The sequence below is a fragment of the Gordonia sp. IEGM753 genome (genome assembly GCF_050321825.1).
Classification (GTDB): Bacteria; Pseudomonadota; Gammaproteobacteria; order Pseudomonadales; family Pseudomonadaceae; genus Aquipseudomonas.
In genome coordinates, this window is record NZ_JBNQGB010000004.1 from 76,521 (window position 1) to 96,777 (window position 20,257).

Annotated in this window: 20 protein-coding genes and 1 pseudogene; 9 read left to right on the forward strand and 12 right to left on the reverse strand. The window is 56.1% G+C overall.

Annotation, left to right across the window (positions count from 1 at the left end; translation table 11 throughout):
- On the forward strand, positions 1–318 hold a 318-nt coding region (locus tag ACQR3R_RS20050), incomplete at its 5' end, for a hypothetical protein (RefSeq protein ID WP_428274592.1).
- 171 nt (positions 319–489) lie between these two features.
- Here the strand turns inward: ACQR3R_RS20050 and ACQR3R_RS20055 are convergent.
- A pseudogene (locus ACQR3R_RS20055) lies at positions 490–1,626 on the reverse strand (methyl-accepting chemotaxis protein); the annotation flags it as partial.
- A 989-nt stretch (positions 1,627–2,615) separates the two neighbouring features.
- Between ACQR3R_RS20055 and ACQR3R_RS20060 the strand changes: the two are divergent.
- On the forward strand, positions 2,616–3,059 hold the full coding sequence (locus ACQR3R_RS20060; RefSeq protein ID WP_428274594.1) for a GNAT family N-acetyltransferase: 444 nt from the start codon (positions 2,616–2,618) through the stop codon (positions 3,057–3,059).
- Positions 3,060–3,120: 61 nt separating this feature from the next.
- A complete protein-coding gene (locus tag ACQR3R_RS20065) occupies positions 3,121–3,942 on the forward strand; it encodes a class I SAM-dependent methyltransferase (protein ID WP_428274596.1) in 822 nt (273 codons plus the stop codon).
- 10 nt (positions 3,943–3,952) lie between these two features.
- On the opposite strand, the gene def is transcribed toward ACQR3R_RS20065, so the two are convergent.
- The 3 genes from def to ACQR3R_RS20080 all read right to left on the reverse strand — a co-directional run bounded on the left by def (position 3,953) and on the right by ACQR3R_RS20080 (position 5,809).
- On the reverse strand, positions 3,953–4,492 hold the full coding sequence (def, locus tag ACQR3R_RS20070; RefSeq protein WP_428274597.1) for a peptide deformylase: 540 nt from the start codon (positions 4,490–4,492) through the stop codon (positions 3,953–3,955).
- A gap of 2 nt (positions 4,493–4,494) precedes the next feature.
- On the reverse strand, positions 4,495–5,445 hold the full coding sequence (locus ACQR3R_RS20075) for a YhjD/YihY/BrkB family envelope integrity protein (RefSeq protein WP_428274599.1): 951 nt from the start codon (positions 5,443–5,445) through the stop codon (positions 4,495–4,497).
- Positions 5,446–5,617: 172 nt separating this feature from the next.
- Entirely contained in the window at positions 5,618–5,809 is a 192-nt protein-coding gene (locus ACQR3R_RS20080; RefSeq protein ID WP_008082339.1) for a CsbD family protein, read from the reverse strand.
- 200 nt (positions 5,810–6,009) lie between these two features.
- Between ACQR3R_RS20080 and ACQR3R_RS20085 the strand changes: the two genes are divergently transcribed.
- Entirely contained in the window at positions 6,010–6,387 is a 378-nt protein-coding gene (locus ACQR3R_RS20085; protein WP_033056806.1) for a hypothetical protein, read from the forward strand.
- A 177-nt stretch (positions 6,388–6,564) separates the two neighbouring features.
- Here the strand turns inward: ACQR3R_RS20085 and fadD1 are convergent, their stop codons facing one another.
- Positions 6,565–8,265 carry a long-chain-fatty-acid--CoA ligase FadD1 gene (gene fadD1 / locus ACQR3R_RS20090; RefSeq protein WP_428274602.1) on the reverse strand — a complete coding sequence of 567 codons (1,701 nt, stop codon included), beginning with the start codon at positions 8,263–8,265 and terminating at the stop codon, positions 6,565–6,567.
- Between the two features lie 358 nt (positions 8,266–8,623).
- Positions 8,624–10,312, reverse strand: coding sequence for a long-chain-fatty-acid--CoA ligase FadD2 (gene fadD2 / locus ACQR3R_RS20095; RefSeq protein ID WP_428274604.1), 1,689 nt, complete (start codon positions 10,310–10,312; stop codon positions 8,624–8,626).
- Between the two features lie 247 nt (positions 10,313–10,559).
- Here fadD2 and ACQR3R_RS20100 point away from each other — a divergent pair, with 247 nt between their 5' ends.
- Positions 10,560–11,504, forward strand: a complete 945-nt coding sequence (locus ACQR3R_RS20100; RefSeq protein ID WP_428274606.1) for an alpha/beta fold hydrolase — start codon at positions 10,560–10,562, stop codon at positions 11,502–11,504.
- Between the two features lie 42 nt (positions 11,505–11,546).
- A complete protein-coding gene (locus ACQR3R_RS20105) occupies positions 11,547–12,017 on the forward strand; it encodes a MaoC family dehydratase (protein WP_008151121.1) in 471 nt (156 codons plus the stop codon).
- Positions 12,018–12,075: 58 nt separating this feature from the next.
- Here ACQR3R_RS20105 and ACQR3R_RS20110 read toward each other — a convergent pair whose 3' ends face one another.
- Positions 12,076–12,543: a PA2169 family four-helix-bundle protein gene (locus ACQR3R_RS20110; protein ID WP_428274609.1), complete on the reverse strand. Its 468-nt coding sequence runs from the start codon at positions 12,541–12,543 to the stop codon at positions 12,076–12,078.
- Between the two features lie 205 nt (positions 12,544–12,748).
- Here ACQR3R_RS20110 and ACQR3R_RS20115 point away from each other — a divergent pair, with 205 nt between their 5' ends.
- Complete coding sequence (locus tag ACQR3R_RS20115) at positions 12,749–12,985, forward strand: DUF3820 family protein (RefSeq protein WP_092278897.1); 237 nt, start codon at positions 12,749–12,751, stop codon at positions 12,983–12,985.
- Positions 12,986–13,024: 39 nt separating this feature from the next.
- Positions 13,025–14,206, forward strand: coding sequence for an aminotransferase class V-fold PLP-dependent enzyme (locus ACQR3R_RS20120; RefSeq protein WP_428274611.1), 1,182 nt, complete (start codon positions 13,025–13,027; stop codon positions 14,204–14,206).
- A 2-nt stretch (positions 14,207–14,208) separates the two neighbouring features.
- On the opposite strand, the gene ACQR3R_RS20125 is transcribed toward ACQR3R_RS20120, so the two are convergent.
- The 4 genes from ACQR3R_RS20125 to zwf all read right to left on the reverse strand — a co-directional run bounded on the left by ACQR3R_RS20125 (position 14,209) and on the right by zwf (position 17,953).
- The gene (locus ACQR3R_RS20125) at positions 14,209–14,934 is read right to left on the reverse strand and encodes a hypothetical protein (protein ID WP_428274613.1); all 726 of its coding nucleotides are present in this window, start codon (positions 14,932–14,934) and stop codon (positions 14,209–14,211) included.
- A 166-nt stretch (positions 14,935–15,100) separates the two neighbouring features.
- On the reverse strand, positions 15,101–15,766 hold the full coding sequence (locus ACQR3R_RS20130; RefSeq protein WP_401363946.1) for a bifunctional 4-hydroxy-2-oxoglutarate aldolase/2-dehydro-3-deoxy-phosphogluconate aldolase: 666 nt from the start codon (positions 15,764–15,766) through the stop codon (positions 15,101–15,103).
- Between the two features lie 17 nt (positions 15,767–15,783).
- Positions 15,784–16,497 carry a 6-phosphogluconolactonase gene (gene pgl / locus ACQR3R_RS20135; RefSeq protein ID WP_428274615.1) on the reverse strand — a complete coding sequence of 238 codons (714 nt, stop codon included), beginning with the start codon at positions 16,495–16,497 and terminating at the stop codon, positions 15,784–15,786.
- On the reverse strand, positions 16,484–17,953 hold the full coding sequence (gene zwf, locus ACQR3R_RS20140) for a glucose-6-phosphate dehydrogenase (protein ID WP_428274617.1): 1,470 nt from the start codon (positions 17,951–17,953) through the stop codon (positions 16,484–16,486). The genes pgl and zwf overlap by 14 nt, the downstream gene beginning before the upstream one ends.
- Before the next feature lie 226 nt (positions 17,954–18,179).
- Here zwf and ACQR3R_RS20145 point away from each other — a divergent pair, with 226 nt between their 5' ends.
- Complete coding sequence (locus ACQR3R_RS20145) at positions 18,180–19,040, forward strand: MurR/RpiR family transcriptional regulator (protein WP_175649041.1); 861 nt, start codon at positions 18,180–18,182, stop codon at positions 19,038–19,040.
- Between the two features lie 346 nt (positions 19,041–19,386).
- Here the strand turns inward: ACQR3R_RS20145 and ACQR3R_RS20150 are convergent, their stop codons facing one another.
- Complete coding sequence (locus ACQR3R_RS20150; RefSeq protein ID WP_428274619.1) at positions 19,387–20,241, reverse strand: aldose epimerase family protein; 855 nt, start codon at positions 20,239–20,241, stop codon at positions 19,387–19,389.
- Between the last annotated feature and the right edge of the window lie 16 nt (positions 20,242–20,257).

Consider the following 20,257-nt stretch of genomic DNA (forward strand, 5'->3'; position numbering starts at 1 on the left):
GTAGGAAACCGGCTTGCCGGTGATGGCGTTCTCCAAATCGCCATCGCTGGCAAGCCAGACTCCTACGGATTGGTGGTGATGTCTGGGTTGATGCCCGAACACAAACCCGTAGGAAACCGGCTTGCCGGTGATGGCGATTCCGAAATCGCCATCGCTGGCAAGCCAGACTCCTACGGATCGGTGGTGATGTCTGGGTTGATGCCCGAATACAAACCTGTAGGAAACCGGCTGGCCGGTGATGGCGCTCTCCAAATCGCCATCGCTGGCAAGCCAGACTCCTACGGATCGGTGGTGATGTCTGGGTTGATGCCCGAATAAAACCTGTAGGAAACCGGCTTGCCGGTGATGGCGTTCTCGAAATCGCCTTCGTTGGCACGCCGGAGTTTCTAGAGGTTAGGGTCACCCACGCATCGGTCAGTTCAGCTGCAACGTCGAGTTGAACTGACTGATCGCGTCTACCACATGCCGTGATCCTTGTTGGATCTCCAGGATGACCTCGCCCGCCTCGTTCGCCAGTTCAACGCCCAGACCGGTTCGACTCAAACTCGACTGCATGCTCGACACCGCGCTCAACGACAAATCGTGGTTCTTGCGCACCACTTCAACAATCTCCAGCGTCGCCTGACTGGTACGCGCCGCAAGGCTGCGCACCTCATCGGCCACCACTGCGAATCCGCGCCCGTGCTCCCCGGCCCGCGCCGCTTCAATTGCCGCATTAAGGGCCAGCAAATTGGTTTGATCCGCGATGCCGCGAATGGTCTGGACGATGGTGCCGATGATGTCGGACTGCTTGCTGACCGCATCGATGCTCAGCGCCGCTTCGTTCAGGTCTTTGGAAATGTCCTGGATGATCTGCACGGTTTGCTGAACCACTTGCGAGCCTTTCTGAGCGCAGGCGTCATTTTGCACTGAAGTACTGTGCGCCGACTCCGCAGCGGACTGCAGCGTGGTGACTTGTTGGGTGATGTCGCTGGCAAACTTCACCACTTTGTACAGCCGCCCTTTGGCATCGAACAAGGGGTTGTAGGACGCTTCCAGAAATACCGTATGCCCGTATTTGTCTTTGCGTTCGAAGCGATGAGAGTGATATTCGCCGCGATTAAGTGAGGCCCAGAACGCTCTGTATTCTTGCGAATCAGCTTCGGCACGGTGACAAAACATGCTGTGGTGCTGGCCAACGATTTCGTTGAGCGAGTAGTGCATGGTTTTCAGGAAGTTCTCGTTGGCGGTAATCACTTTGCCGTCAGGAGTGAACTCGATCACCGCCATCGAGCGGCCGATTGCTGCCAACAGGCTTTCGTTTTCATGTTCCTTGTACATGCGACAAGACACATCGGAGGCGACCTTGATCACACTTTTTACCTGGCGATCGGCGCTGTACACCGGCATGTAACTGGCTTCGAGCCAGATCTCCTTGCCGCTTTTGTTCAAGCGTAAAAATGTTCCACTGAGCGGTTCACCGCGGGCCAGGTCCCGCCACAAACGGGCGTAATCTTCGCTGCGGTAATACGACTCTTCGCAGAAGATCCGGTGATGTTTGCCACGCACCTCTTCGGCGGTGTAGCCCATGGTGCTGCAAAAATTTTCGTTGGCATCGATAACGGTGCCGTCAGGCGTGAACTCGATCATTGCCATCGAACGGCTGACAGCCGCCAACTTGGCATTGGCTTCGGTCAACGCACAGCTGAATCGTTCGATTTCCAGCAAGTCAGCCTTGTGATGTAGGTTAAACATGTTTGTATCACCCTAAGCGCGGTCATTTGATTGATGAAAGCTCTGTGTTCTTTCAACGTATCCACCACAACGTTCCATGGAACAGGCACACGCAGCCCTTCACAAGAAGGGATTAGTCAGGTGATAAATGATGTTTAATCGGAGAGTCCATGTAGCAACGCTCTTATCAAGACATCCTTCTCTTGATAGCCCGGGACCGGGCCAACCCTGATGTATCCATAAGTAATTCCTTTTACCGTACAGCTCCATGTTGTTTGGCATCGGCGCCTTGGTTTGCGCACTCTTGCTGTTCTAACTTCACATTGCGTCCGACATAGTTAGTTACAGAGCAGCATAGCCAGCCGTAATAGGTAAGCAAGGCCACTAGTCGGCCAGTAGTCAGTACAAAATCGGTTCAGCTATCACGTTGAACAACGCTTTAACGGGGCCTGACAATTCTTTGTCCGCATTGGCAACCCAGACACACTCACGGTTGATTTGAGTGATTGGCCGGCATTGGCACGGTTTCAGGCGAGGATGGCGTTACGCCCGGCCGTGAAGGCGGCGTTGGCAGGAGAGTTGGCGTAAGCCTGAAGAACATCGCGAGCAGGCTCGCTCCCACAGGATTTGGTGTTTTTGGCAAAGAACCAATGTGGGGGCGAGCCGGCTCGCGATGACTATGTTGATGCGGGCATCAATGACCGAACACATCCACCTTCTTGGCCTTCTTGTCCGCGCGTTTCTCATCGGCAGTTTTCGCCGGTTTTTTCTTCGCTGCTTTCTTTGAATCCATGCCTTTGGCCATGATACGTACTCCACTCATACGGGATGTGAGATCAGGTATACACCTATCGCCGCGCGCGTGTTCTTTTATAATCGAGTGCTTTGCACACCGACAGTCGATGACCATGCCCCACACTCAATACACGTTGCTTGCCGAGCCTTTGTGGCCGTTGATGAACAAGTTTTATCGCGCCCATAAATCGTCGATGAAAGCGGTGCGCGACGCCCAATTGTGGGTCGCGCGACGCGATGAAATCGTCGCTGCGTTGTGCCTGCGCCCGGTAGCGGACGGGCACTGGCTGACGGGTTTGTTTGTCGATCCCGATTGCCGCGAACAGGGAATTGCCGCCACGTTGATCGCACAATCGGTGAAAGACCTTCCAGGCCCGGTATGGTTGTTTTGCCATCCGGACTTGCGTGAGTTTTACGAACGACGCGGGTTCACTTTCGACCCGGCGCTGCCCTATTCGATGGCTGAACGCCTGGCTCGTTATGCACGCAGCAAACCGATGATCGCCATGGGCTTAGAACCGTTTGCGAGGTCGTCCAACGATAAAGTGTGATCGAGCGATGATTGCTGCGTGCTAGCCTCGGGATCGACTTCGACTCTGCTCAGGACGTTCCATGAAACCCGCCCTTCTCGCTTTGACGCTTGCCGCCCTGCTTGTTCCCGCGGTGAGCCAGGCCGCCGAGCCCTCCCCTGTAACTGCAGAACAATACGCCAACGTGCTCAAAGGCACTTGGCGCGCGCCGGAAAATGCGGCACGCGATGGCTATCGTCATCCGCAACAAAGCTTGCAGTTCTTTGGCTTGAACCCAAAGCAGACGGTGATTGAAATCACTCCCGGCAACGGCTGGTACAGCGAGTTGCTGGCGCCGTTGCTCAAGGAGCACGGGCAATACATTGCCGCTGTTCAAGCACCGACCGTCAGCGACTCTGCGCGCAAGAGTGAGGAAAAGCTCAAGGGCAAATTCAGCGCTGCCCCTGCCCAATATGCCAAGGCGCATGTGCTGGAGTTTGACCCTAAAGCCCCCTCATTCGGCGCACCCGGATCGGCGGACACGGTGCTGACCTTTCGTAATGTTCACAATTGGGTAATGGCCGATACCGCTCCGCGGATGTTCGAAGCGTTTTTCAGCGTGCTGAAACCGGGCGGCGTGTTGGGTGTAGTTGATCATCGGGCCAAGGACGGCGCTTCGCTGGAAGACATCAAGCACAGCGGCTACCTGACCACCGATTACGTGATCAAACTGGCCACCGATGCCGGGTTCAAGCTTGAGGGGCAGAGCGAGATCAATGCGAACCCCAAAGACACCAAAGACTATGCCGAAGGTGTCTGGACCTTGCCGCCGACACTGACGTTGGGCGACAAGGACAAGGCGAAATACCTGGCGATTGGCGAGTCCGACCGAATGACGCTGCGGTTTGTTAAACCGGCCAAGTAAACAGCCAGGTTCAGTCGTCGGCGTTTGGGTCAAGGTCCGGGAACATGACTTCGGTAAAACCAAATTTACTGAAGTCAGTGATGCGCGAAGGGTACAACCGGCCGATCAAGTGATCGCATTCATGCTGCACCACCCGGGCGTGAAACCCTGAAGCGATGCGCACGATCGGCTGTCCCTTGGGATCGATGCCCTCGTAGCGTATCTGTTGGTAGCGATCCACCGCACCACGCAAACCGGGCACCGACAGGCACCCCTCGAAGCCTTCCTCGAGGATCGGACTCAACGGCGTAATCAAGGGATTGATCAAAATTGTCTGCGGCACCGCTTCGGCGTCTGGATAGCGCTCGCTGTGTTCAAAGCCGAAGATCACCAACTGCAGGTCAACACCGATCTGCGGCGCTGCCAGGCCTACGCCACCGACGCTTTCCATGGTCTGGAACATATCGTCTATCAGTTGCCACAGCTCAGGGCTGTCAAACATTTCTGCCGGTACCGGCGGGGCAATGCGCAGTAGGCGCTCATCACCCATTTTCAGAATTTCACGGATCATGTTCAAACTTCGTCAGCGTTCGGTTTGAGCGAATGATCCCTGCCCAATCCCGAAACATTATGGTTGTGGTCCTGTTCGTGCTCGCCCGGGACTTTCTCGCCGGGGTCTTTGCCTTCGCTCGACATGTGCTCGATTACCGCATTCATTTCGGCCCCGAGCAACAGCACGGCCGAGGAAATATAAAAATACAACAACAGCACAATGATCGCGCCGATGCTGCCATACATCGCGTTGTAATTGGCGAAGGTCTTGACGTAAAACGCGAAGCCCAATGACGCGATAATCCACACCACGACGGCCAGCACCGAGCCCGGCGTGATGAAACGAAATTCCTGTTTGACGTCCGGCATCACGTAATAAATCAGTGCCACGGCCACCATCATCAAAATCACGATGACCGGCCACCGCGCGATGGTCCAGACCGTGACGATAAAGTCTTCAAGACCCACCTGCGCCGCGATCCAGCCCATGACCTGCGGCCCCAAAACCATCAACGCTGCCGCGACCAGCAACATCCCGGCGATACCAATCGTGTAGAAAATCGACAACGGAAAGCGCTTCCACAGCGGCCGGCCTTCTACCACGTCATACGCCGCGTTCATCGCGCTCATCATCAAGCGCACGCCAGCCGAGGCGGTATACAGCGCGATAACGATACCGATGGAAAGCAACCCGCCCTTCGACTGCTGCAGCTGATCAATCACCGGGTTCACCTGCTCCAGCGCCTGTGGCGGCAACACCAGTTCCGATTGCAGACGCAACCAGGAAAAGAAGTCCGGCAGGTGCAGGAAACCGATCAGTGCGATCAGAAACAGAATGAAAGGAAACAGTGAGAACAGCATCTGATAGGCGAGTGCCGATGCATAAGTCGACATCTCATCGTCGACGAATTCGGTCACGGTGCGCACCATCACGCGATGGATGGGCAAACCTTTCATGTCCGGGAAAATCATTAGCGTCTCCTTTCGCCGCAAAATGGGTTGATGTCGAGGCGACTCAGGGGCCGTATTTCTAGATCAAAGTAGCCTACTTGGCGACTTTGAAACAAATTCCTTGCTCAAGTTCAGACTGACACAAAAACGGCCATCCGCGGATGGCCGTTCTTTAAACACCTCAAAGGCCCAATCAAGCCTTATCGACGCCTTTCTTGACTGCGTCCTTGGCTTTGCCCACTGCTTGCTGAGCTTCGCCTTTCTTTTCCTGAATTTTGCCTTCAGCTTGCAGCTTGGTGTTGTCAGTTGCTTTGCCAACACCTTGCTTGACGTTGCCGACAGCTTCGTTTGCCATGCCTTTTACTTTATCGCCAGTGCTGCTCATGGTGTTTCTCCGGTGAACAAATCAATGAGTAAAGTCGTTACACAAAGATTGACCGGAGACATTTGCGTGGAGTTTCATTTATTTTCAGTGGGGCATTTCATTGATCGCAGCAGGTTGGGCTTTATGTTTGTCGGCCAACCCACGAGAATGCGCAACGTATTCAGGCCGTGGCGCTGAAGATCCAATCCCGTAGGAATGTTATGAAACTCGATAAAAAGCAGGCCATTGCCCGCAGAAACCAGGAACTCGGCGGTGCTGTGCTTGGCGTCAACAACTGCCATTTCACCGAATTGAACCGTAACCGCAATATTTGGTGGTTCGATATTCCGGTGGCGCGTTTGGCCATTGGTCAGTACGAGTGGGTTCACCTGCTGATGCACACACCGGACACCGACGAACTGCTGCACCTGAAAGTGCCGACAGTGTTTCTGCGCGAGAAGCTCGAAGGGCTGGTGGTGCGCAACGAAGGCAAGCGCAAAGCGGCGCTGAGCCTGGAGCTGAGCGCGGACAAGGATTCGTATTTGCAAGACATGCGCCCGGCGGGCACCAACGTTAACTTCGCGCAGTTCCGCCTGTAGACCCCCAAAAAAAACTTCGTAAACAGGCTCGCCCCCACAACGGAATGTATTTCATTGTGGGGGCGAGCCTGTTTGCGATGGTCTCAAGAGCGCGGCGTTTGTTCAGGAAACAATCGTTATCGTTAGCGTCCATCGCGAGCAAGCTCGCGCCTACAGTGGCAGGCGCTTTTTGGCCGGTTAGGCGCTGACTTTTTTTGCGGCTAACTTCTTCAGCTCTTCGTCGCGCAGTTCGCGGCGCAGGATCTTGCCGACGTTGGTGGTCGGCAGCGCATCACGGAACTCAACGGAACGCGGCACTTTGTAGCCCGTAACGTTTGCACGCATGTGCTCCATCACCTGCTCCTTGGTCAGCGTTACGCCAGGCTTTGCGACGATGAAGATCTTGATTGCTTCCCCCGACTTCTCGTCCGGTACGCCAATGGCGGCGCATTGCAGCACACCCGGCAGGGCCGCGAGCACGTCTTCCAGTTCATTCGGGTAAACGTTGAAACCGGACACCAGAATCATGTCTTTCTTGCGATCAACGATGCGCATGTAGCCATCGGGCTGGATCAGCGCGATGTCACCGGTTTTCAACCAGCCTTCGCTGTCGAGCATTTCATCGGTCGCTTCCTGACGCTGCCAGTAGCCCTTCATCACTTGAGGGCCCTTGACGCACAATTCGCCGATTTCGCCCAACGGTTGTTCAACGCCAGCGTCATCGATGACTTTGCACAACGTCGACGGCACCGGAATGCCAATGGTCCCGAGCTGGATGTTCTGGATCGGATTCACCGTTGCCACGGGGCTGGTTTCGGTCATGCCGTAGCCTTCGCAGATGGAACAGCCGGTAACCGCTTTCCAGCGTTCGGCAGCTGCCAGTTGCAGGGCCATGCCGCCCGACAAGGTGACTTTGAGGCCTGAGAAGTCCAGTTTGCGGAAGCCTTCGTTGTTGCAGAGCGCGACAAACAAAGTGTTCAGGCCGACAAAACCGCTGAACTTCCACTTCGACAGTTCCTTGACCATCGCCGGCAAGTCGCGCGGGTTGCTGATCAGGATGTTGTGGTTGCCGATCAACATCATCGCCATGCAATGAAAGGTGAACGCATAGATGTGGTACAGCGGCAGCGGCGTGATCAGGATCTCGCAGCCTTCGTTGAGATTGGAGCCCATCAATGCCTTGCACTGCAGCATGTTGGCCACGAGGTTGCGATGGGTCAGCATCGCGCCCTTGGCCACGCCAGTGGTACCACCGGTGTACTGCAAAACAGCAACGTCGCCGCTGGCCGGGCAGGCTTCAGCCACTGGCTGGCCGTGACCTTTGCTCAGCACGTCATTGAACTTGACGGCTTTGGGCAAGTGATACGCCGGCACCATTTTCTTCACGTACTTGATAACGCTGTTGATCAACAGGCGCTTGAGCGGTGGCAGCAGGTCGGCCACTTCAGTGACGATCACGTGCCGGACGCCGGTTTTTGGCACGACGGCTTCAGCCAGATGCGCCATGTTGGCCAGGCACACAAGGGCTTTGGCGCCGGAGTCGTTGAATTGGTGTTCCATCTCCCGCGCGGTGTACAGCGGGTTGGTGTTGACCACGATCAGGCCGGCGCGGATAGCCCCGAACACGGCGACCGGGTACTGCAACACGTTGGGCAATTGCACGGCAATTCGATCGCCCGGCTGCAAGTCGGTATGCTGTTGCAGGTAAGCTGCAAAGGCGCCGGACAATTCATACAGCTCACCGTAGGTGATTGTCTTGCCCAGGTTGCTGAATGCCGGTTTGTCGGCAAAGCGTTGGCAGGACTGCTTCAACACCGCCTGAATATTCGGATACTCGTCAGGATTGATGTCGGCAGCAATCCCAGCTGGGTACTTATCCTTCCAAAAGTCTTCAATCATGGAAGCCCACTCCTCAGCAACGCGAATTCATCACCGCATTTGATGCGATTATTATTGGTGTATGTTTTTAGGTGAATCTGGCTGTTTTACCCAAGCCTAGAAGTCACAAAGCGCGCCGAGAGTAGCAGCTTTGCCAAGGGCCGACTAGAGCCAAAAGCGGCCTCTACGGTCACATTTATGACTCAAGAACGTTAAATAGTCAGTTTTAGAGCAAAAAATCTATAACGTCGTTAGAGCCCCTGAATGCGGGGGTTTGATGCAAAAAAAATCGCGAGCAAGCTTTGTTCCCCAAGGCCATCGGTGACGCTGGGGAGCACAAAGCTTGCCCGCGAACGAGCGAAGCGTCACTTATTGATCGTTACGCGATATCTCGCAGCTCCCGGCGTAGTATTTTGCCCACCGGCGTCATCGGCAACGACTCGCGCAGGACAATGTGCTTGGGGACTTTGTAAGCCGTGAAATTTTCCTTGCAGTAGGCCTTCAACTCTTCAAGGCTGACGCCCGATTCGCGAGCCACCACAAACAGCTTCACCGCCTCTCCCGAACGCTCGTCCGGCACGCCGATCACCGCACAATTGGCGACTTTTGGATGCGCCATCACCACGTCTTCGATTTCGTTCGGGTACACGTTGAAACCCGAAACGATGATCATGTCTTTCTTGCGATCGACGATCCGAACAAAGCCGTCCGGGTCGATCACGGCGATGTCACCGGACTTGAACCAGCCATCGGCGTCCAGCACATCGGCAGTTGCCTCGGGCTGCTGCCAATAACCCTTCATGATCTGCGGACCCTTGATGCACAGTTCGCCACGCTCACCCATCGGTTGCTCTACGCCTTCATCGTTGATGATTTTGAGCGTAGTGCCCGGAACAGGCAGGCCGACGGTGCCGATACGCGACTTGTCACCGTATGGATTGGAGCACGCCACCGGCGAGGTTTCGGTCAGGCCGTAGCCTTCGGTGATGCGACAACCGGTGAGCGTCTCCCAGCGCTCGGCAGTGGCTTTCACCAGCGCGGTACCCCCTGAATTGGTGAGCTTGAGGCTGGAGAAATCCAGGGTCTTGAAATCCGGGTGGTCCATCAGTGCGACAAATAATGTGTTCAACCCCAACAAGGCCGAAAACCGCCAGTTTTTCAGCTCCTTGATGAAGCCTTTGATGTCCCGCGGATTGGTGATCAGCACGTTATGGTTGCCCGTGACCATCATGCACATGCAGTTCGCGGTGAAAGCATAGATATGATAAAGCGGCAGCGGAGCAATCATGACCTCCTGCCCTTCGCGCAGCAGCGGCTGGCCGTCATCAGCAAATTGGCCCAGGCAAGCGCGCGCCTGCTGCATGTTCGCCACCAGGTTACCGTGGGTCAGCATTGCACCTTTGGCCAGGCCTGTAGTGCCGCCGGTGTATTGCAGCACGGCGACATCACCGAGGGTGACACTCAGCGGTTTGATGCCCAGGCCACGCCCCAGACGCAGCGCACTTTTGAAAGAAATAGCCTGCGGCAGAGAATAGGTCGGGACCATTTTCTTGACCTTGTCCACCACCGTATTGATCAACCAGCCTTTGGCGGTGGGCATCATGTCGCCCATCTTCGCTTCGATCAGGTACTGGATATCGGTGTCGGGCAGCACTTCCTGCACTTTCTGGCCGAACATATTCAGGTAAACCAGCGCCCGCGCCCCGGAGTCCTTGAACTGATGGCGCATCTCGCGCGCGGTGTAGAGCGGATTGGTGTTGACCACGATCAGCCCAGCGCGCAAGGCGCCGAACACGGCAATCGGGTAATGCAGAATGTTGGGCATTTGTACCGCGATGCGATCACCCGGCACCAGGTCAGTGTGCGCTTGCAGGTAGCCGGCGAAGGCTGCGCTGTATCGTTCCAGTTCGGCATAGGTCAGGGTGACGCCCATATTGCTGAAGGCGGGGCGGTCGGCAAACTTTTTACAAGAACGCTCGAACACCTCTATCACCGACTTGTAAGCCCCAAGTTCGATGTCCGGTGGCACTCCGGCCGGGCGCTTGTCATTCCAGAAATCAGGTTGCATTGTTCTTATCCTCTTTACCTGAACCTATCCGGGGCCGCTTCCCTGTCGTTTTTAAAAACAAAAAGCGAAAAGCGGAGCTTCACGGACACTAGCAGTAATGGCGAATCAGGCAAATACAGGCAATACCGTCATTGATCGTGTGAATCTTCCCGCCGTGGCGTGGGCTGATCAGACGGCGAGTGTGGGATGCGCTATACAATGCAGCAACGACGCCCATGCCACATGCAGCCCATGCAAAGGAATCGCCATGACCCACGACTCATTCTGGCTGACCGCGAGTGACCGCAGCCGCCTCTTCGTCAACCAGTGGCTGCCGCCTGTGCCTTTAAGAGGCGTGATTTTGCTCGCGCACGGCATGGCAGAACACAGTGGTCGGTATACCCGCCTGGCGCAAAAGTTCTGCGAACAGGGTTACGGCGTTTACGCACCCGACCTGCGCGGACATGGCAAAACTGCTGAAAACGGCACCCTCGGCCATTTCGCCGATGATGACGGTTGGTGCAAAGTCGTGGGCGACCTGGCGAGCCTCAACCAGCACATCGGACAGCAGCATCCCGATGTACCGATTGTGCTGCTGGGCCACAGCATGGGCAGCTACATTGCGCAGGCTTACTTACTGCACCACAGCGCCAGCCTTCATGGCGCAGTGCTCAGCGGTTCGAACTTCCAGCCAGTGGCGCTTTACCGCGCGGCGCGGCAGATAGCCCGCCTCGAACGATTACGCCAAGGCCCGAAGGGGCGCAGCGCACTGATCGAGTGGCTGTCGTTCGGCTCATTCAATAAACAGTTCAAACCGGCGCGCACACGCTTCGACTGGCTAAGCCGCGACCCGGCGGAGGTCGACCTGTACGTCAACGACCCGCTGTGCGGCTTTCGCTGCACCAATCAGCTATGGATCGATTTACTGGGCGGCTTGCAGCAAATCAGCAAAGCGTCCAATCTCGCCCAGATCGATCCGGGCCTGCCGTTGCTGGTAATGGGTGGTGAATGTGATCCGGTGAGCCAGGGCAAACGTCTGAAAGAACTGGCCAATGCACTGCGCGAGGCCGGGTGCCAGAACCTGCAACTGAGTATCTACCCGCAGGCACGGCACGAATTGTTTAACGAGAGCAATCGCGATGAAGTGACCACCGATCTGCTGCACTGGATCGATCAGGCGCTTAGCCATCGCCGGCCACACCGCTCAGAATAGTTTTTTTGTGAATTTTATCGTTCGTCACAGGAATTGAGACACATGACCCAGGTTACCAACACCCCTTACGAAGCCCTCGAAGTCGGCCAGACGGCCAGCTACAGCAAGACAGTCGAAGAGCGCGACATTCAGCTGTTCGCCGCCATGTCGGGGGACCACAACCCGGTGCACCTGGACGCCGAGTTCGCAGCCGGAACCATGTTCAAGGAACGCATCGCACACGGTATGTTCAGTGGCGCGCTGATCAGTGCCGCCGTTGCCTGCGAATTGCCTGGGCCGGGCACTATTTATATCGGCCAGCAAATGAGCTTTCAGAAACCGGTAAAGATTGGCGACACCTTGACCGTACGCCTGGAAATTCTCGAGAAGCTGCCGAAGTTTCGCGTGCGCATCGCCACCCGCGTGTTCAACCAGCGTGATGAATTAGTAGTCGATGGCGAGGCCGAGATTCTTGCGCCACGTAAACAGCAGACTGTCACCCTGCCAACATTGCCGGCCATCAGCATCGGTTGAATTGCGGCCATAAAAAAACGCCAGACTGGCTGGCGTTTTTTTTACAGGCTAAGCGCGCTTACGAGCGTGCACGAGCCTGGTTGCGCAGGGCTTTGACCTGATCGTGATTGCGTTGTACGCCGTGATACTGACGCTCAACCAGGTCACGAATGCCGACCAGGTTATGTTTGTTGATTTTTTCGATGGCTTCTTTATAAGCCTTCAATGCGTGGTCTTCACCGCGCTCGGCTTCGTTCAATACCGCTTCTTCATCCTTGCCGGTGAACATCGCCTTCACGTCTACCCAGCGACGGTGCAAGTCACCGCTGACGCTGGTTGATGTTTCCGGATCGCCGCCCATCGAACGTACAGCGCTCTGCAGTTCAGCAGCTGCAGTGGCGCAGTCAGCGGAACGGGTAACGAACAGCGACTTCAATTCAGGATGCTTGATGTCTTCAGCGCAAGTCTTGAACCCTTCCTGACCGTCTTTGCAAGTTTCAATCAGGTCGTTGAGTACAGAGATCGCTTCTTTATTCATGTCGGTCATTTTTCAATTCCTTGCGGGGTTGATGAAAGATGTAATAGCTATTGCACCCGTCATGCCAGCTTTGAACCGATAACTTATTCCTTATATTTCAAACACTTACTATTTACTGAAAAATCTGTATCCGCTTTTTTTGCATGAACTGTCATTTGGCCTGCATGCAGAATGCCTGTATTTTCCAAACTGACTGAATCAAGACGACTGACTGATGAACCCTGAAAAACTGGAATTGCTGATAACTCGCGAAATGCCTTTCGGCAAGTACAAGGGTCGAATCATTGCCGACCTGCCCGGCCAGTACCTGAACTGGTTCGCTCGAGAGGGTTTTCCGCATGGCGAACTTGGCGGCTTGCTGGCGCTGATGCAGGAAATAGATCACAACGGTTTGTCCGAACTGCTCGACCCGTTACGCGCCAAACACGGCAAACCCGCCCCGCGCCATTGAAATCCCCAAACCTGACAGACTTCTGAATCGAGTAGACCCATGCCAGACAACACCCGCCGTGCCCGTGATGAAGCATTCTGGCAAACGTTTGCCGATCGCTATGCCGTAGAGCCCGGCCCGATCAATTTGGAAAATGGATATTTCGGGCGCATGTCGCGCACGGTGGTCGAGGAATATCAGCACAACATCGAACTGATAAACCGGAGTAACTCGGTGCATGTGCGTCAGCGTTTCGAACAGGGTCAGAGCGTGGAAATACGTGCGCAACTCGCTGATCTGGTCGGTGTGCCTGCTGAATCGGTAGCATTCACCCGCAACGCGACTGAAGGTTTGCAGTCGCTGATTCGCAACTACAATCGGCTTCAGCCGGGCGACCAAATACTGATCTGCGACCTGGAGTACGACACGGTAAAAGGCGCAATGCGTTGGCTGGCCGGCGTTCGTGGTGTAGAGGTGATAGAGATCGATCACCAACACCCCGCCACTTTCGAAGGCTTGCTGAGCACTTATCGCGAGGCGTTCGAGCGTTATCCAAAACTCAAATTGATGGCGCTGACCCACGTTACACATCGCACGGGTCTGGTCATGCCAGTACAAGCCATCGCTGCGGCAGCCAGGGAATATGGGATTGACGTGATCCTGGACGGTGCCCACGCGCTAGGCCAGATCGAATTTGATCTGGAGGAACTGGGCATTGCCTTCGCCGGATTCAATTTGCACAAATGGATCGGCGCGCCACTGACACTTGGTTTCATCTACATCGCCCCCGAGCGCTTGACTGACATCGACCCGGACATGGGTGAGATGCACTTTCCGATCACCGATATCCGCGCGCGTACTTCCTATAGCACCCCCAATATTCCCGCGTTACTGACATTGCCATTGGTGTTCAAGGAACATCAGGACATGGGCGGTGCCGCCGCCAAGGGCAGCCGACTTAACTATTTGCGCAACCTGTGGGTTAAAGCAGCCCGCGATTTACCGGGCATTGACGTCATGACACCGGATGATCCGCGACTGTATTGCGGCATCACCTCAATGCGGTTTACCCGTCACGCCGATCAGCAAGTCATGGTTGAACGCCTGCTCAACGAGTACAACCTGTTCACTGTGATTCGCAGCGGCGCCGCAAGTGGCCCCTCTATTCGCATAACGCCCGGGCTGACAACGACTGCGGCGCAAATAGCGTTGTTGAGCCGAGCCCTCAACGAATTACGCTGAGGTCACACGGTATATTTGTCGAAGTCCTCGGGTTTGATCTGCGATGAAACCGCGAACGTGTCGACGCCGATGGTCATGTGCCCGAAAAAGCCATCTTCTTTCGAATGTCGACCGAGGGTATAGACACTCAATGTCGAGGCATCGCCGCCCTTGTGCGTGCAGTGGACGTCTTCTTTGTTGCTCAATGGCAATACCGAGCGGCCGCTGTAGCAGGAGTCGTTGAGCCTCGACCTCGACGCAACTGGCGGCAAGTAGAGTTGGCCAACCCAGGCAACATGCCGTTCGAGGAGGTAGTTGTTGCCCGCCGCGATACGTACGGCAACATGAATGTGCGACGCCCGCCCGGCGTAGTACTCAGGGTAAAGAGTGGTGAAGCGCACAATGCCCTGTTTGTCGGTGAATTGTCCGCCGCGTAGATAGGTGTCGTCATCGGTGCGGGGTATTGCTTTGATATCGGCCGATTCCGCTTCTTTGTCGGGGTTGATGTTGCTGCAGGCTGAATAAGCACCGTGCGAATAGCGGTGCCAGATATCGACAATCGCATCGGTGACTGGCTGACCGGTCATGGCATCGACAATCGACAACCGCAGCACCAAGGGCAGGCCATCGAGGCCTTCGCTGATATTGCGCCTGATCAGTTTAGGGTTTCGACAATAGGGGCCGGCAACCTGCTCAGGTGTCAGCAGGTAAGTTGCCGGGGCTGATGTAACCGAAGTATTGGCGTCCATGACGTTCTCGCATCCATAAGAAGAACCGAGGTTAGGACTGGCTGCTGGCGAAAGTGCGGTAGATAGTTATCGTTTTACAAGCTTTCTTTCAGGCAAAAAAAAACGGTGCACCGACCAAGCGCACCGTAAAGCCGTAGAACACACAACGACGTGTCTGGTAAGTCGGTCAGTCCAGCAGCGCCAATGCCTCGGCGGTGCATTCCTGAATGCGGGCCCAGTCGCCGTTCTTGATCCACTCAGGATCAAGCATCCAGCTACCGCCCACGCACATCACGTTTTTCAACGCCATGTAACTCTTGATATTGGCCGGGCTGACGCCGCCAGTCGGGCAGAATTTGACTTCGCCGAACGGGCCGCCCAAGGCTTTGATCGCCGCGACGCCACCACTCACTTCGGCCGGGAACAGCTTGAAGCGGCGATAGCCCAAGCCATAGCCTTCCATGATGCCCGATGCGTTGCTGATGCCTGGCAACAGCGGAATCGGGCTGTCGACGCTGGCTTCGAGCAAGTCACGGGTAATGCCCGGTGTGACGATGAACTGCGAACCAGCGGCTTCGGCTGCGGCCAGCATGTTGCGGTCCAGGACGGTGCCCGCACCGGTTACCAGCTCTGGGCGTTGCTCGCGCAGAATCTGGATAGCCTTGAGACCAAACTGCGAGCGCAGTGTCACTTCGAGAGCGGTCAGACCACCGGCCGCGAGCGCATCGGCCAACGGCAGCACATCTTGCTCACGAGCGATGGTGATCACCGGCAGAATCCGCGCCTTGGCGCAGAGGCTGTCGATCAGGGCAACTTTATCCGCCATGGAAACGGTCGGGGATGTATTTTTCATAGCGGCTGATCCTTGGCTCATGGGCACCAGTAAATCTCTAACGTAGGTTGCAGAAACGCACGAATCGGCATTGCGGCGACATCGTCACCGGCCAGTGCGGCACTCAGGGTGGTCAGTTTGGACTGACCGGATATGGATAAAACGGTAGTTTTCGCAGAGGCCAGCAACGCGCGACTCATGGTCAGACGCTGATGCGGAACCGTCGGCGCCAGCATTGGCCAGCAGCGACGGCTGCCGTCGACCTTCAAGGCATCGGCCAGGTTCGGGCTGTTCGCAAACAGCGACGCCGTGTGACCGTCGTCGCCCATGCCCAACACCAGCACATCGATAGCAGGCAATTCAGCGAGCAACTGATCAGCGTTCTGCGCGGCCTCTTCGAGGGTGGCCGAGGCGCTATAAAGGCTTAAGAATTTTGCCTTCGCCGCCGGACCTTGCAGCAGGTAACGCTTGAGCAAACCGGCGTTGCTGTCGGCGTGCTCCACTGGAACCCAGCGTTCGTCAGCCAGCGTGACAACCACCTTGGACCAGTCCAGGGGTTGTTTGGCCAAGTGCTGGAAAAACGCCACCGGGCTGCGTCCGCCGGAAACCACCAGCGTTGCAGTACCCGAGGCCTTGATCGCATTGCTGAGTTGCTCAGCGACATTCAGCGCCAGGCCCTCAGCGAGCAGCGCCGGACTTTTGAACGCATGAGTGTTAACGCCCTGAGGCAGTTTCAAATCAGATATCGCCATACCACGACCTCCCGTCCCGCGTGATCAGTGCAATGGAACTCATGGGGCCCCAGGACCCGGCCGCGTACGGCTTGGGCGCATCACCGGATTTTTTCCACCCGGCAATCAACTGGTCACACCACTTCCACGCGGCTTCGATTTCATCTTTACGGACAAACAGGTTCTGATTGCCACGCATCACTTCCAGCAACAACCGCTCGTAGGCATCGGGAATCCGTGCGCTGCGATAGGTGTCGGAAAAATTCAGCTGCAACGGACCGCTACGCAATTGCATGCCTTTATCCAGGCCTTGCTCTTTGGTCATCACGCGCAAGGAAATACCTTCATCCGGTTGCAGGCGAATAATCAGCTTGTTGCTGATTTGCAGACGCTGCTCGGGGGCGAAGATGTAGTGGGACGGTTCCTTGAAGTGAATAACGATTTGCGACAGCTTTTGCGGCATGCGTTTGCCGGTGCGCAGGTAAAACGGTACGCCGGCCCACCGCCAGTTACGAATATCGGCGCGCAGTGCAACAAAAGTCTCGGTGTCGCTTTGAGTATTGGAATTAGGTTCTTCGAGGTAACCGGGAACGGATTTACCTTCGCTGTAACCCGCGATGTATTGGCCGCGTACCACTTGAGTCGTCAGGCCTTCCGGGCTGATAGGCGCCAGAGCCTTGAGCACCTTCACCTTCTCGTCTCGAATACTGTCGGCGGATAAATCCGCAGGAGGATCCATGGCGATCAAGCAAAGCAGTTGCAAAAGGTGATTCTGGATCATGTCGCGCAACTGACCCGCCTTGTCGAAGTAGCCCCAACGGCCTTCGATGCCGACCTTCTCGGCCACGGTAATTTCCACGTGCGAGATGTAGTTCTGGTTCCACTGGGTTTCGAACAGGCTGTTGGCAAACCGCAGGGCGATCAGGTTTTGAACGGTTTCCTTGCCCAGGTAATGGTCGATGCGGTAAGTGCGGTTCTCCGGGAAGAACTGCGCCACGGCGTCGTTTACCTTGCGCGAAGATTCAAGGTCCGAGCCGATTGGTTTTTCCAGGACGACGCGCGTGTTTTCGGCCAGGCCCACCTTCGACAGGTTCTCGCAGATCGCGCCGTAAACAGCGGCCGGCGTCGCAAAATAGGCAATTACACGTTGCGCAGTGCCAGCCTTTTCGGCCAGCGCCACATAGTCTTCGGACTTAAGAAAGTCGACGTGCAGATAGCTCAGGCGCGCCAGGAAACGTTCGAGCACCGCTTCGTCCAGCTCTTTGGCCCCGACGTAGCGGCGCAGCTCGGATGTGATTAAGGCCAGGTGTTCTTGCTCGCTGCCCGGCTCACGAGCCAGCGCGATGACCCGCGTGTCGTCGTGCAGCAGGCCTGCGCCATCGAGTTGATAAAGGGCAGGAAACAGCTTGCGCAAGGCCAGATCGCCGAGGGCGCCGAACAAGGCAAAGGTGCACGGTTCAACCGTAATCGAAGGCATGATGTTTGTTCTTTTATCAAGTTAAGCTACAAATACCTTTTTTCAAGGCATCGCTCAAGAGAAAATGTAGTAATAACCACAACATTTTCGCAAAATACACATTGCAAGTGGTGGTCAATCAGAGCCATCAGTAGGATAGGCCACCGTTATGGGCCGCATCAAAGGCCCTTTTGGCATAGCCAAACTCTAATTTGCGCTGCTGACCCAAGGAACCTATATGGACCGCGTGCGAAATTTACTGGAACAGATCCAGAATCGCCTTGAAGACCTGAACAAGGCAGAACGCAAAGTTGCCGAGGTGATCCTGCTCAATCCACAGCAGGCCACCCGTTTCAGTATCGCTGCCCTCGCCCAGGCCTCAAAAGTCAGCGAGCCGACAGTGAACCGTTTTTGCCGCTCGTTTGGCGTCAGCGGCTACCCGGAACTCAAGCTTCAACTGGCTCAGAGCCTGGCCAGCGGCGCAGCTTACGTCAGCCGCGCCGTTGAGGCTGACGACAATCCAGAGGCCTACACCAAGAAGATTTTCGGCAGCGCTATCGCATCGCTGGACAGTGCTTTGCAGGCGCTGGACCCGAACCTGATCAGCCGTGCCGTCGACCTGTTGATACAAGCGCGGCAGATTCACTTTTTTGGCCTCGGCGCTTCGGCACCGGTGGCGCTGGATGCGCAGCACAAGTTCTTCCGTTTCAACCTGGCCGTCACTGCCCATGCGGACGTGCTGATGCAGCGGATGATTGCTTCGGTGGCGCACACCGGAGAGCTGTTCGTGATCATTTCCTACACCGGCCGCACCCGGGAACTGGTGGAAGTGGCGCGCATCGCTCGCGAAAATGGCGCTTCGGTATTAGGACTGACAGCCGAAGGTTCGCCATTGGCCAAGGCCAGCACGTTGAGCCTGAACATCCCGCTGCCGGAAGACACCGACATCTATATGCCAATGACCTCGCGAATTATTCAGCTGACGGTATTGGACGTACTGGCGACCGGCATGACATTGCGTCGAGGCGTGGATTTCCAGCCACATTTGCGCAAGATCAAGGAAAGCTTGAACGCCAGCCGGTATCCGGTGGGGGATGAGTTTAATTAGATCTCTAATGCCTGATCGGCCCCATCGCGAGCAGGCTCGCTCCCACAGTGGATCTCTATCGGTCGCACTATTTGTGATCAACACAAACCCACTGTGGGAGATCTCTAATGCCTGATCGGCCCCATCGCGAGCAGGCTCGCTCCCACCGTGGATCTCTATTGATCGCACTATTTGTGATTAACACAAACCCACTGTGGGAGATCTCTAACGCCTGATCGGCCCCATCGCGAGCAGGCTCGCTCCCACAGTGGATCTCTATCGGTCGCACTATTTGTGATCAACACAAACCCACTGTGGGAGCGAGCCTGCTCGCGATGGGGCCAGCCGCAGCACCGCAAGCCTTCAACTAAAGCCCAACTCGCGCCTGTAAACTCAAATGAGCTTTCTGCCCCGGCGCCAAACTTAGGCTATCGGTGCCACCGCTCGCCGCTTCAACGCAGACAAACGCCAGCACCTCGTCCCAACTCACACCCAACAATGGCCGGGATCCCGGGTGCCAGACCACCGTGTCGGCATCGTCACCGGTATCGATGCACAGCTCGCGCTGCCAGGCGTGATCCTTGAGCTGCAATTCGCCCTCGTGCTGGAACACCCGCTGACAACCGCCCTCAACCCGCAACTCACCTTCCTGCTGGCAAACCTGGCGATTCAACTGGTCGTAACCGTGCGCCCCATCGAGGCCAGACAGCGCTACCTCACCGACGTCACCGATACGCCAATAGGCGTGCAACGCTTGACTCAACTGGCACGGCAGGCTGTCCTGATGCTCGGTGCTCAGGCGCAGATCCATGCGTTCGCCAAGGTGAGCATGAAGGTCCACTTGCCAGTCACATAACTGAAGCTGCCAGTGCAAGCGCACGCCTTCCTCGTCATGACTGCTGTCGAGCAACTTCCAGTCGATCAGCCGTGCCCAACCATGCGATGGCCATGCGTTTTCGCTCGGATGACGGCCGTACCACGGCCAACAAACCGGCACGCCACCGCGAATAGCACCAACCTGCGGCCACTTCGCCGCACACCAAAGCCAAGGCTTCTGACCTTTCGGCTGGAAGTGCAACAACTGCGCGCCCTGACGACTGAAAACTGCCTGGCACAGCGGATGGTCAATCACCAGCACGTCGCGCATCTGATAGCGCTCCCACGCAAACACCGGGCGTTCGCGCAAGGATTTGAAGAAGCGTTGTAGCGGATGCTCATGCATGTGCCACTGTCCTGAA